Below are 13,577 nucleotides of genomic sequence, written 5' to 3'. Positions count from 1 at the left end.
TCTGAGCACTTTTTGAACAAAAAAAATATTATTTTTATTTTTTTGATTATCAACGTTTAATCCTAGGTACAACCTTTATAAAATGACTAGAGTATTTTTCATGTCTTTGATGTTATGTTTTTTCTTCGGAAATGCTCAAAAACTCACTAAAAATCACACAGTTAAAAAGGGAGAAACGGTATATCAGCTTTCAAGGATCTATAATGTCTCTGTCAACGACATTTTTCAATTGAACCCAGAGGCTTCAAACTTAATTTTTGTTGGCGAGGTATTGAAAATTCCTGTTTCCGAAGAACAAGCTTCAAATAATCAAAATACCGCACCACAAAACACAACTAAAGGTGGCAATGCTTTTGTTTACAAGGTAAAAAGAGGTGATACAAAATTTGGTCTTTCAAAAAAATTCGGAATTAGCATTAGTTCTTTAGAGGACCAGAACCCACACATAAAACCTATGTTACAAGCTGGTCATATTCTTGAGATAAATAATTCTAATTATTCACCTCAATCACAAACTCAAAACACGTCTAAACCTCAAAGCACGCAGTCGTCAAATACATTTCATACGGTAATAAAAGGAGATACGTTTTATGGTATTTCAAAACAATACAATGTGGATCTAAATCTGCTTACGAGTATTAATTCTTCAGTTATTCCTGAAAAAATGGCTATTGGTTCACAGATAAAAATACCAAATAGTGACGATTCAAATTCATTAGCCAATACACGAAATAAAACAGAATATTTAGTAAAAAAGGGAGACACAAAATTTGCTCTATCAAAAATGTTCGATACTTCAATTTCTGAACTAGAACGTTTAAACCCCCAAATTGTTGATATGTTGCGCTATGGCACTGTTATAAAAATTCCTTCGGAAGATATTAATACTATAGCTCAAACAAGTAGCGATAAAGTATTAGAAGAAGAAGAAAACATTAAAAACACGACCGATTCGAACTCAACCGAAACACCAACAGATTTAGCTGAACAAGATATTGAACCTAACCCAAATGATCCTGATAATATTGTTTTAAAAGATACTACAGAGTTAGCAAAAAACACAATTGATCAAGATTCAATTTCACCAAATAATCCTGCCATTAATATTAATGAAAACGAACAGTTAGCATATAAACCTTATGTTATAGAACCTAAAGAAACACTTTACGGTCTCTCTAAAAAAGCTGGTATGACGATACCAGAGTTCCTTAAATTAAATCCTGAATTATCAGAATCTGTAACTATCGGAACAATTATAAAAATGCCAATTAAAAATCTTGATACGACTTCAGTTGAATTATCACCAAACCTAAATAATAATTCATCAGATAATTCATATAAGGATTTAAGCTCAATCGTTACTTCGAAAACAAATAAAAAAATTCTAATGCTTATGCCTTTTAGCAATGAAGAATTTAAATACTACGATAAAAACACGACTAATTTCAATGCTATTGCAGATACTGATCTACAAAATGATATTCAATTTTACAGAGGAGCTAAAACTGCAATAGATAGCTTAAATAAATTAGGTTTAAAAGCGGAAATTAGTTTAGAGAAGATCTCGAACGGAATAGAAAATATTGATATAAATTCCTTTGATGCCATTATAGCTTCTAAGATTGATGAAGACCTTGAAACTGCCCTATCAACGACATTAAATAGTGATATTCCCATCATAACAACAAATTCAGAAACTTATGATTATCAAATAGAAACAATTTATCAAGCGCTACCAACAACAGAGATTCAAATAGAAAAAACGCTTGAGTATCTCAATGAGAGCAATGGTAATATTATTGTGATAAGTGATGTTAATCGACTTGAGAGCAGATTATTAATTAAAAAGTTTTCACCAAATGCAAAAATTTTTATTACCAATACCGACAATGAGTTCTCAGAAAATGATTTAATTTCTAATCTTGAAAAAAATAAAACTAACTATGTTGTTATTGATAGCGAAAAAAACGGGGTGTTTTTAAGTTCTACCACAGTATTGCTAGGCCAATCTTCAAAATTTGAAATACAAATAGCTGTGTTAGAATCGGCATTAGTTCCGAAGGGACAACAAATTTCATCAAAGAGATTTAAAATTTTAAAATTAATTTATCCAGATTTATCACAGATTACGAATAATTCCAAAACATTGAGATATTTTAACAATTATAAGCTCAAAAATGATACAGATCCCTCCAACAAAGTACTTCAAGGATTTGATATAATGTTTGATACGATGTTGAGATTGTCCCAAGATGTTAGTTTTCAGGAGACAGCAAAAATCTATAAAACTGAATATTTCACGCTTAAATTTAACTACAAAAAAAATAATTCTGGGGTTTTTGATAATCATGAAATTATTATTCGTGAATTTAATAATTTAGAAATTGGTAATTAATCACTAGATTTAACCTTTATAAGAAGTTTTTTTATGTTAAAACACCCTAACGCTATTAACCATAAACAGCTAATATTCTTATTTCTTTTTATAGTAGGTACATTAAATATTAATGCACAGTGCCCATCCATTTCAAATGTTACTCAGAGTTTTTGTGATATTGATGGACCAATTATATCTGATTTGATAGCTACAGATAATGGTAATGGTGTATTTTGGTATGATACTCAAACATCAACAACACCAATTTCAGCTTCGGAAGGATTAATATCTGGAGAGGATTATTATGCCGATGATGCAACTGGCACATGTGGAACTAGAGAGCGTGTTGACGTGTTTATTTATGGAGCACCTTTAGGATTAAATTTTCAAGGTGTTTGTGTTGATGATGCAAATGATGCTACAATCTCAGATTTAAACGCCATCGGAAATAATGTACAGTGGTATAGTGTATCATCAGGAGGTATAGCTTTATTACCAACAACAATTTTAAATGATAATACAATATACTATGCAGATCAAGAAAACCCTGATACAAACTGTAGAACATCAAGATTATCTGTATTAGTCAACGTTGGGGTAGTTCCTGTACCAACAGGTGATGCTGTTCAAGAATTTTGTTCTGATGATGCACCAACAGTTGCTGATCTCGTAGCATTAGGTTTTAACAATTGGTATCCCAATTCAGAATCAGTAGTGCCATTGGACCAAAATGTAGCATTGATCGATGGAGAAAACTATTTTGCCACATCTGTAGATCCACCATGTGAAAGTGATAATAGACTTGAGGTCACAGTTGTTATAAACTCACCAGCTAATTCAGGCACAGATGGAGTTTTAGATTTTTGCGAAACAGATCTTAGTACTATTATGTCTGTAGATTTAATAGATAGCTTATCAGGAAATCCAGATATTGATGGGTTTTGGAGTGGTCCTTTCCCCACAACTAATGGTAGTACAGGTACATTAGATATTACATCATTAACTGTTGCAGGCGGACCTTACATTTTTACATATCAAGTAGATACAACTACGGTCTGTGGTAGCAATACATCAACGGTTACCATTACAATAAATCCCCTCTCAGATCCTGGAACAGACGGTGCAGTAGATCTGTGCTTAGACAATGGCCCAGTAGACTTATTTACAATACTCGGTGGCTCACCTGAGACCGGTGGCACATGGACTCCTGCCCTGGCGAGTGGAACTGGAGTTTTTGACCCAACTCTAGATACCGCTGGTGTTTATACGTATACTATCTCCGGAAGTGCACCTTGTCCAGATGCATCTGCAACGGTGACGGTAACGACGAACATCCCTCCAGATCCAGGGACTGGCGCAACATTGGACCTCTGCACAAACAGCGATCCAATAGATTTGTTCACAGTTCTCGGTGGCTCTCCCGAGACCGGTGGCTCATGGTCTCCTGCCCTGGCGAGTGGCACCGGACTTTTCGATCCTGCCATAGATCCAGCTGGTGCCTACACCTATACATTAACGGGAACACCTCCCTGTGGTGACCAATCCGCAACGGTAAACGTAACATTTATCCCATCTCCGGATGCTGGAACAGACGGTGCAGTAGATCTCTGCTTAGACAATGGCCCAATAGACTTATTTACATTACTCGGTGGCTCACCTGAGACCGGTGGCTCATGGACTCCTGCCCTGGCAAGTGGAACTGGGGTTTTTGACCCAAGTCTAGATACCGCTGGTGTTTATACGTATACTATCTCCGGAAGTGCACCTTGTTCGGATGCATCTGCAACGGTGACGGTAACGACGAACATCCCTCCAGATCCTGGGACTGGTGCAACAGTGGACCTCTGCACGAACAGCGATCCAATAGATTTGTTCACAGTTCTCGGTGGCTCTCCCGAGACCGGTGGCTCATGGTCCCCTGCCCTGGCGAGTGGAACCGGACTTTTCGATCCTGCACTAGATGCAGCTGGCGCCTACACCTATACATTAACGGGAACGCCTCCCTGTGGCGACCAATCCGCAACGGTAAACGTAACATTTATCCCATCTCCGGATGCTGGGACAGACGGTGCAGTAGATCTGTGCTTAGACAATGGCCCGATAGACTTATTTACATTACTCGGTGGCTCACCTGAGACCGGTGGCACATGGTCTCCTGCCCTGGCGAGTGGAACTGGCGTTTTTGACCCAAGCCTAGATACCGCTGGTGTTTATACCTATACAATTCCTGCTGATCCGCCCTGTGAAAACTCCTCCGCAACGGTGACGGTAACGACCAACATCCCTCCGGACCCTGGGACTGGTGCAACAGTGGACCTGTGCACGAACAGCGATCCAATAGATTTGTTCACAGTTCTCGGTGGCTCTCCCGAGACCGGTGGCTCATGGTCCCCTGCCCTGGCGAGTGGAACCGGACTTTTCGATCCTGCACTAGATGCAGCTGGCGCCTACACCTATACATTAACGGGAACGCCTCCCTGTGGCGACCAATCCGCAACGGTAAACGTAACATTTATCCCATCTCCGGATGCTGGGACAGACGGTGCAGTAGATCTGTGCTTAGACAATGGCCCGATAGACTTATTTACATTACTCGGTGGCTCACCTGAGACCGGTGGCACATGGTCTCCTGCCCTGGCGAGTGGAACTGGCGTTTTTGACCCAAGTCTAGATACCGCTGGTGCTTATACCTATACAATCCCTGCTGATCCGCCCTGTGAAGATTCCTCCGCAACGGTGACGGTAACGACGAACATCCCTCCGGATCCTGGGACTGGTGCAACAGTGGACCTCTGCACGAACAGCGATCCAATTGATTTGTTCACAGTTCTCGGTGGCTCTCCCGAGATCGGTGGCTCATGGTCCCCTGCCCTGGCGAGTGGAACCGGACTTTTCGATCCTGCCATAGATCCAGCTGGTGCCTACACCTATACATTAACGGGAACACCTCCATGTGGTGACCAATCCGCAACGGTAAACGTAACATTTATCCCATCTCCGGATGCTGGAACAGACGGTGCAGTAGATCTCTGCTTAGACAATGGCCCGATAGACTTATTTACAATACTCGGTGGCTCACCTGAGACCGGTGGCACATGGTCTCCTGCCCTGGCGAGTGGAACTGGCGTTTTTGACCCAAGCCTAGATGCCGATGGTGTTTATACCTATACAATTCCTGCTGATCCGCCCTGTGAAGATTCCTCCGCAACGGTGACGGTAACAACCAGTATTCCTCCAGATCCTGGAACTGGTGCAACATTAGATTTATGTAATAATGGTGGCGCTATAGATTTGTTTACAATACTTGGTGGCTCACCTGAAACTGGTGGCACATGGAGTCCAGCACTGAGTAGTGGTACAGGACTTTTTGATCCTAACGATGATATAGCTGGTGTTTATACCTATACCTTAACAGGAACATCTCCTTGTGAAGACCAATCTGCAACAGTTACTGTTTCTATTATTCCACCACCTAATGCTGGTGAAGATAGTAACGCTGTGATTTGTATCGGTGATGGTCCTCAAGATTTGTTCAATTATTTAAATGGCACTCCAGATTCTGGTGGAACTTGGAGTCCTACACTTGTTAGCGGAAGTGGAATTTTTGATCCCAATGTAGATCCAGCTGGTATATATACCTACACAGTTACAGGTCCAATTGCTTGCAACCAATCAGACACCTCTTCTCTAACTGTAACAATAGAAACTAATCCAGATGCAACTGGTTTAGAAATGTCTTCGGAAGATATCTGTTTAGGACTTTCTAATGATATATCAATTACAAATGCGACTTTCTTAGCAGATGGGACATTTACGTTAACTTATAATCTTTCTGGAGCAAATATATCTAATAACACCACTACAATTAATGTTCTTAATGGAGATTCTGTTTTTAACATACCTGCCAGTCTATTAACAAATACTGGATTAACAACGGTAACAATAACTTCAATTACGAATGTAGGATCAATTTGCAGCGCAGATGTTTCAGCAATATTACCTTCTAGTTTTACAGTTCTTAATAGTGTGACACCTGAACTCATAGAAAATGGAAATATTTTTTGCCTTCAAGATGAACCAACGATAGAAAATCTCTCTAGCAGTATTATAAGTACAGAAGTCATTACCTGGTATGATGCCCCAACTAATGGCAATAGCTATGAAAATACCGAAACCTTAATCGACGGTCAAACTTATTATGCGTCTGCTTTGTCAGATGATGGATGCGAAAGTACAGTTAGGCTAGAAGTTACAGTAACATTTGAAAATTGCCCGGTAGATATTGTAATCCCAGATGGGTTTTCACCCAACGACGACTCCATAAATGATGAATTCACCATTGAAAACTTAAGAGAATTATATCCTAATTTTACATTAGAAATTTATAACCGTTACGGAAATATTCTATATAAAGGAGATATAACCACACCAGATTGGGATGGAACTTCAGATAAAGGAGTAACTCTTGGAGATTCTAGATTACCAGTTGGGATATATTTCTTTATTCTGGAATTTAATGATGGTAATAGAAACCCAATTCAAGGAAGGGTTTATTTAAGTAGATAGCAATGACTAGATATGATGACTAAAAAACTCTTAACATATAGCATAAAAATTATACCTCTACTAATAGGTGTATTGGCTTTTTCTCAACAAGATGCCCAATACACTCATTATATGTATAATATGAGTGTTATTAATCCTGGGTACGCAACAGATGATCCAGATGTAATTAATCTGGGGCTTTTACATCGTGCACAGTGGGTTGGATCTGTTGGAGGACCAACTACAAGTAGCTTTTTTGCTCATACGACATTGGGCAACAGAATGGAAGGCGGTATCTCTGCAATCCATGATCAAATTGGAGACGTTGTTAAAGAAACAAATTTATTTGCAGATTTTGCCTATGCCATTCCTATTAGCCAAAACACAAAACTATCTTTTGGTATAAAAGCTGGTGCTACATTTTTTAGCACAAATTTTAATGGTTTTGTGTATTCTGATGATCTACCAGATCCTGCATTTGCAAATAACTTGAGTAAAACGTCCCCTAACATTGGTATTGGTGCTTTTTACTTCGGAAAACAATTTTACATAGGATTATCTGCGCCTAATTTATTAGAATCTGAACATTTAGATAATGATAGCGGAATTGTAACATCAAGAAAAGAAGAAACACATTTATTTTTTACCGCAGGTTATGTTTACGATATAAACGAAAGTCTAAAAATAAAACCAGCTATCATGGCAAAATCAGTTTCTGGTGCTCCAATATCTTTGGATTTAACGACAAATGTTCTAATAAATGATACTTTTGAATTTGGTGTTGGTTATCGGTTTGACGATTCGTTAAGTGGTTTGTTTAACATTAAAGTTATTGACTCATTACGTATTGGTTACGCTTACGACTATACACTCTCAAACCTTGGTAGATTTAACTCAGGCTCACACGAAATTATTTTACTTTTTGATATTGGAAAACTAGGTAACGGATTCGATAAATCACCAAGATTTTTCTAAACTCATTATTATGAACAAAAATTACATCCTTATATATCTTTTGTGTGTATGCAGTTTGAGCTTTGGACAAAAGAAAAGTTTAAAACGGGCAAATCAACTTTTTGCTAATAAAGCATATGTTGAAGCTGCTGAGATATACGAGCAGTTAGATGATAGTCAGGAATCTCTTGAAAATCTTGGAGATTCTTATTATTATAATTTTGAAATGAAAAAGGCAAGTAATGCCTATGAAAAATTATTTTCTAAGTATAAAGATAGTTTAAATGCTGAAACCTATTTTAGATATGCACATGCTTTAAAAGGTATTGAAGATTATGATACTGGAGATCAAATAATGAATGAATACTCAAACCTTCCCGAAAACACACCTCAATTTATTGAAGATCTAACGTCTTTAGTCCCTTATAATTATACTATTAAGCAAGTTGAAAGCGGTTCTAATATTGGAGATTTTGGAGTTAGTTATTTTAAAGACCAAGTCGTATTTGCATCTTTACGCAACACCGAAAACCCTAAATATGCTTGGAACAAAAACCCATACTTGGATTTATACAAAGCTTCAGTTTCTGAAGATAAAAACCTTGAAAACGTGGAGCCATTTTCCGAAGATATTAATAGTAAAACACATGAAAGTAATGCCACATTTACTAACGACGGTAAAACAATGTATTTCTCTAGAACCAATAAAAAGCGTATAAAAATAGGTGAAGAGAAAATTGCTGTGATCAAAATATACCGTGCAGAATTTATTGATAGCACATGGACAAATATTACTGTAATGCCTTTTTCTAGCGACTTGTACTCTACCCAACATCCAGTCTTAAACAAAGAGAACACAAGATTATATTTTTCTAGTGATATGCCTGGTGCTTTAGGCTCTTTTGACATCTTTTATATTGATATTTATGCCAATAATAGTTATGGTAATCCAATAAATTTGGGCAGCACCATAAACACTAAGCATAGAGAGCAATTTCCATTTATAACTAAGGATAGCATTCTATACTTTGCATCAAATGGTCATAAAGGACTAGGTGGCTTAGATTTATTTAGGAGTGTTTATAAAGACAATAATTTTGAAGAGGCATTAAATCTTGGGAGTACTATTAACTCTGGATTGGATGACTTTGGTTTTGTTTTGAAAGATTCATTAGATGAAGGGTTTTTATCATCAAACAGAGATGGGAAAGATCGTCTATATTCATTTACAAGAGAACCAAACAGAAAAACATTCTTTGTAGAGGGAGAGGTACGTGATAAAAATTCTAAAGAGATTTTACCTGGATCTTTGGTGACTTTACTCGATGAAGATGGGAATATCATTAATCAAATGGTTGTTGGTGATGATGCCATGTATAAATTTGAAACAGAACCAAATAAAAAGTATCAAATTGAAGGCTATAGAAGTTTCTACATCCCAACAATTGAAAGTATTAACACCAATGATGAAGGCAAAATTGAATATGATCTAGAATTGGAAATAGAATCTTATGATGATGCCGAAGAAATTGTTGTTACTAAAATAGATGGTTATATCTATATAGAACTAGAAAACATCTATTTTGATTTAAATAAATGGGATATCAAGCCAGAAGCTGCAAAAACATTAGATGTTCTAGCTGATTTATTAATGAAATACCCTAGAATGGAAATTCAATTAGGAGCTCATACAGATTCTAGAAGTAGTAATAGTTACAATTTAGTATTATCTAATAATCGTGCCAAAGCTACTTTGAATTATATTGTCTCAAAAGGTATCAGTAAAGAGCGACTACAATCTAAAGGTTTTGGAGAAATACTTCCTTTGGTAAACTGTGGTGATGATTGTACTGAGGTAGAACATTCCATCAATAGGCGTTGTGAATTTATTATACTTAAATAAGCCTTTAAAGTATTATTTTAATTTAAGTTAGTCTCTAAAACCTGAATACCATTATACTCAATAAGATACTCTTCATTTAGATACACCGGTAAATCCTCTCCTTTTGGGTTGCCCAATCCAACACCTGCATATAAAACTTTGGCATCTTTATCAAACGCATGCTTTTTGAATGTTTCCATCCAAACCATATCGTAATTATTGGGGTTTTCTGGAAGCAGCACAGCTTTTACAATAACAAAAAAGTATTGGCTGTTTTTATCAATACACACAAATTGAGGATGCTTTTTCAACTTGCTGTTGATGGCTACAAATTCAAAACCACGCTTTTCTAAATCCTTGCCAACATGGTTCATTGCCAAGTTATGTAATTCTTGTTTTGATAAGGCTTTACTCATAATGCAAAGATACGAAGTTGGTGATAAAAGTGTATCTAAAATCTTCCGAAGAAAATAAAAGACATAAAAAATGATGACATCTTAAAAGTTATGCGATGTCTTAGTAAATAATCATAAATCATTTTACATGAAAAATCTCATTTTTACTTTTGCACTACTTTTATTGGTATTTAATTGTTCTTCGGAAGACGACACGAACGACCCAAATAATATTGCTCCAGGACCATTTTCGGTTACTATTTTAGAAACTCGTATGGATGGCGCGTCGATTGAATGGACGGAAGCCATTGATATTGATGACGATCCTGTAACCTATTCTATTTATTTGGACGATCAATTAATTTCAACTGGCACTACCGCTTTATCTTACAATTTTACTGGATTAACTCCAGAAACTGTTTACGAGGGAACCATTATTGCAGATGATGGAAGAGGTGGCCATTCGCAAGATGATTTCTTCTTTTTAACAGAACCAGAAACTCTAATATTAACCATAAACGCTTCAGATTGGATTTATGAAAGTTACCCTGAAGCTGGTGGCACCCGAGAAATTAGAGGAGCTGGTTTTGAAATACCTTTTTATGAGAATGCAACAGCTTATCAAATTGAGATAATAGATTTTTCAATCACTTTTATTGATGGAGTAACAGTTAATGATTCTGGAACCTATTCTTGGACTAATGAGAATCGAAATGATCCTATTTATGTCTTAAATGCAAATGGAAATTATGTTGTTTACTTAGCTTCTGCTTCAGTAAACACCATAAGTTCTGGCTATCAAACATACATAGATTATATAACTTCAAGGGCAGGAACTGCACAGGTTATTATCACTTTTTAAAAAATTTAAAACACAACTTAAAAATTAGCATTATGAACTCAAAAATAATTCCGTTAGCTATTACCATAATTGGAGCATTATGCTTTGGTAGCAGCTTCTTTTTAACTGGTTCCTCAAATGGTGATCTAGAGGTGGAAATTGACAAGACTGCTTTTATAATGCCTGCAGCACATCGTGTTTATGCCAATGAAGATGCACTAAATGGTAAATATTATTTATTCAAAGCAAAAATCACTAACAACAGCGATGCCACTTTAGAGGATGTTACGGTTAAATATCGAATCCCAGATTATATAGATTGGACAGAATTGACCGTTTCTGGAGAAATGTTCCCTGGTCAAACTATTGTGATCCCGTGTTATCCAAAATTTAAGGATGATATTACTGAAAAAACCACTGAATCTATTGAAAAAGCAGAAATAGAAATCACTTGGGATGGCGCAGATGAAGACGATATAATTGAAGAAGAGTTTTCGTTTAAACTCACCAATAGAAACGAATATGTCTATACAGGTATTAAAAAAGAAGAGATAAGCACATGGGCCGATATGTTTGACAATGATGATTTATTAGCTTGTTTTGTAACACCTAATGATCCTGTAGTAAAATATTATACACAAAATCTACAGGAAAAATTTATGAAAGGTGAGCAGGCTTCTGTGTCTAGAAAACCTGAAGATGGTGTTAAATTTTTGGCTGGAATATATGAAGCCACAAGACAATCTCACATGGTGTATAGTGGTACTAAAGGCATCCCACAATCTACAGATGATGTGGCTTCGATGATCCAACAAGTGCGTTTGCCAAGAGAAGTTATTACTGGTAATACAGGTTTGTGTATTGAGCTAAGTGTTTTGTACGCTAGTGTTTTATCTGCTGCTGGTATTGATCCTATGATTTATTTAATTCCTGGGCATGCATATCCTGGTTTTAAAATGAATGGTCAATATTATGCTATTGAAGCAACAGGTATTGGTGGTGAAGGCTTGGGTGGCGTTTCTTCCGTAGAAAAAGCATTTGAGCAAGGTCAAAAACAATTACAAGAATTTATTCAACGTCAAAACGCTGGTGATTCTCGCTATGTTGCTGTAGATGTTCATGCTTTGAATCAAAATGGTGCAACTGCTATGGACTTAAAAGATAATGACTTTTTGAGACAAAAAGTTGATGATGTTGTTGGTTCTTGGTCTGGTGGCAAACCAATAACGAATACCCCTAAAAAAGGCGGAAGGAATACTGAAATCAACATTCCTAATCCACCAATAGTCACAAAAAACGCTTTGTCTTTTCCTGTGCCTAGTGGCTGGTCAACTTTGATGCGTCCTGTACCACAAATCCCAATACTTACTGCGCAAGTGGTTGCGCCAGATCAAATGACAACAGTTAGTATCTATGATATTCCTGTTACCAATGCACAACAAGCCATGTCCACACTTAATCAATATTTTCTTGGGTACGGTTTAGAAATGCAATATCAAATCAATGGTAATTCTATAACGGGACAAACCTATTCTATGGATGGCACATTTAACTGGATAGGGAAAACCGTTAGAGTCAACAACGGAATAAGAATTGTAGCGGTTGGCGCTCCAGACTATGTTTACAATCAAAATTCGGGCATTATTAACCAGGTGTACAATAGCATTAGATAATTTTTTAAAATTCAACAATATGAAAACGATAATAACTTTTACTATAGCCTTCTTACTGTCTTTGATGGGGCATTCACAACAATCAAGTCAAAAAATAGAAATGAAACTTGACGAAATTGGAAACGCCAAACTAAATATCTCCATGAACATGAATGCCTCTCAATGGCAACAATGGAATGGAACTTATGGTGCAAATCCATCGGCATTAAAAAGAGATATGGAACGTAGCATGCCTGCTTTTATAGTTGATGATTTTAAATTAGAAAAAGATGACATGAACCGGTCTTTCAATTTAAGCTTGAACGCTTACGGAGTTTGTAAAATTGATAAACGTGGAAGATGGATTATGGACACAGATAAAAAGGATGTGCAATTGACAGAGCTTACCGACCGTAAGTATATGATTGTTGCGAGTCCGCCAGAATTTGGAGGAACTCTCCAACAAACCACAATTATTGAATTTCCTGATACTGCCAACAATATTAAGGTGGATAAGGATTCCTTCGGAAAAACGATATTTGAATTTAAAATGGATAACCCATCATCCTCATTTAATCTTATAAGATGGTCTGGGCTGTTATTAATGATTTTAGGTGGTGCTTGGTTTGGAAAAAATGCCATGCAAAAAGCATGATTACAAAGACAAAAAAGGTAGTTTACCGTGTATAATTAGATTTAGTGGTCAAGTATTTGTTGAAAATTGAAATAATTGTATCTTTCTGATGATTAGCTATTAACATGAGGGAAGCCTACAAGATTGATTACCAACTACAACTAATTACCGCTATAAAAGACAATAACTCTATTGCCTTAAAAGAATTCTACACCAAAAATTACCATAAAGTTGAAACACTCATCTTAAAAAATAGTGGTTCTCAAGAACATGCAAAAGACATCTATCAAGACGCCT

Annotated in this window: 8 protein-coding genes; 7 read left to right on the top strand and 1 reads right to left on the bottom strand. The window is 36.5% G+C overall.

Annotation, left to right across the window (positions count from 1 at the left end):
- Window positions 1-82: 82 nt before the first annotated feature.
- From GQ40_RS00040 to GQ40_RS00025, 4 genes are read left to right on the top strand one after another with little or no spacing between them, the layout of a single operon-like run.
- The gene (locus GQ40_RS00040; protein WP_081990145.1) at window positions 83-2,395 is read left to right on the top strand and encodes a LysM peptidoglycan-binding domain-containing protein; all 2,313 of its coding nucleotides are present in this window, start codon (window positions 83-85) and stop codon (window positions 2,393-2,395) included.
- Between the two features lie 33 nt (window positions 2,396-2,428).
- A complete protein-coding gene (locus tag GQ40_RS00035) occupies window positions 2,429-6,943 on the top strand; it encodes a gliding motility-associated C-terminal domain-containing protein (protein WP_047544625.1) in 4,515 nt (1,504 codons plus the stop codon).
- Window positions 6,944-6,955: 12 nt separating this feature from the next.
- Complete coding sequence (locus GQ40_RS00030; RefSeq protein ID WP_316931445.1) at window positions 6,956-7,897, top strand: type IX secretion system membrane protein PorP/SprF; 942 nt, start codon at window positions 6,956-6,958, stop codon at window positions 7,895-7,897.
- 10 nt (window positions 7,898-7,907) lie between these two features.
- Window positions 7,908-9,779: an OmpA family protein gene (locus GQ40_RS00025; protein WP_047544621.1), complete on the top strand. Its 1,872-nt coding sequence runs from the start codon at window positions 7,908-7,910 to the stop codon at window positions 9,777-9,779.
- Window positions 9,780-9,796: 17 nt separating this feature from the next.
- Here GQ40_RS00025 and GQ40_RS00020 read toward each other — a convergent pair whose 3' ends face one another.
- On the bottom strand, window positions 9,797-10,174 hold the full coding sequence (locus tag GQ40_RS00020) for a hypothetical protein (protein WP_047544619.1): 378 nt from the start codon (window positions 10,172-10,174) through the stop codon (window positions 9,797-9,799).
- Between the two features lie 127 nt (window positions 10,175-10,301).
- Here GQ40_RS00020 and GQ40_RS00015 point away from each other — a divergent pair, with 127 nt between their 5' ends.
- The 3 genes from GQ40_RS00015 to GQ40_RS00005 are packed head-to-tail and all read left to right on the top strand — an operon-like array spanning window position 10,302 to window position 13,301.
- Window positions 10,302-11,015 carry a fibronectin type III domain-containing protein gene (locus tag GQ40_RS00015; protein ID WP_047544617.1) on the top strand — a complete coding sequence of 238 codons (714 nt, stop codon included), beginning with the start codon at window positions 10,302-10,304 and terminating at the stop codon, window positions 11,013-11,015.
- A gap of 32 nt (window positions 11,016-11,047) precedes the next feature.
- A complete protein-coding gene (locus GQ40_RS00010; protein WP_047544615.1) occupies window positions 11,048-12,667 on the top strand; it encodes a hypothetical protein in 1,620 nt (539 codons plus the stop codon).
- A 19-nt stretch (window positions 12,668-12,686) separates the two neighbouring features.
- A complete protein-coding gene (locus GQ40_RS00005) occupies window positions 12,687-13,301 on the top strand; it encodes a hypothetical protein (RefSeq protein ID WP_156115479.1) in 615 nt (204 codons plus the stop codon).
- Window positions 13,302-13,577 lie beyond the last annotated feature (276 nt).

It is taken from the genome of Psychroserpens sp. Hel_I_66 (genome assembly GCF_000799465.1).
Classification (GTDB): Bacteria; Bacteroidota; Bacteroidia; order Flavobacteriales; family Flavobacteriaceae; genus Psychroserpens.
This window is presented reverse-complemented; position numbering and strand designations above follow the sequence as displayed.

What these genes read in the sequence shown, in the direction of transcription:
- GQ40_RS00025 (WP_047544621.1), top strand. Translation starts at nt 7,908, where the DNA reads ATGAACAAAAATTACATCCTTATATATCTTTTGTGTGTATGCAGTTTG.
- GQ40_RS00015 (WP_047544617.1), top strand. Translation starts at nt 10,302, where the DNA reads ATGAAAAATCTCATTTTTACTTTTGCACTACTTTTATTGGTATTTAAT.
- GQ40_RS00035 (WP_047544625.1), top strand. Translation starts at nt 2,429, where the DNA reads ATGTTAAAACACCCTAACGCTATTAACCATAAACAGCTAATATTCTTA.
- GQ40_RS00020 (WP_047544619.1), bottom strand. Translation starts at nt 10,174, where the DNA reads ATGAGTAAAGCCTTATCAAAACAAGAATTACATAACTTGGCAATGAAC.
- GQ40_RS00005 (WP_156115479.1), top strand. Translation starts at nt 12,687, where the DNA reads ATGAAAACGATAATAACTTTTACTATAGCCTTCTTACTGTCTTTGATG.
- GQ40_RS00040 (WP_081990145.1), top strand. Translation starts at nt 83, where the DNA reads ATGACTAGAGTATTTTTCATGTCTTTGATGTTATGTTTTTTCTTCGGA.
- GQ40_RS00010 (WP_047544615.1), top strand. Translation starts at nt 11,048, where the DNA reads ATGAACTCAAAAATAATTCCGTTAGCTATTACCATAATTGGAGCATTA.
- GQ40_RS00030 (WP_316931445.1), top strand. Translation starts at nt 6,956, where the DNA reads ATGATGACTAAAAAACTCTTAACATATAGCATAAAAATTATACCTCTA.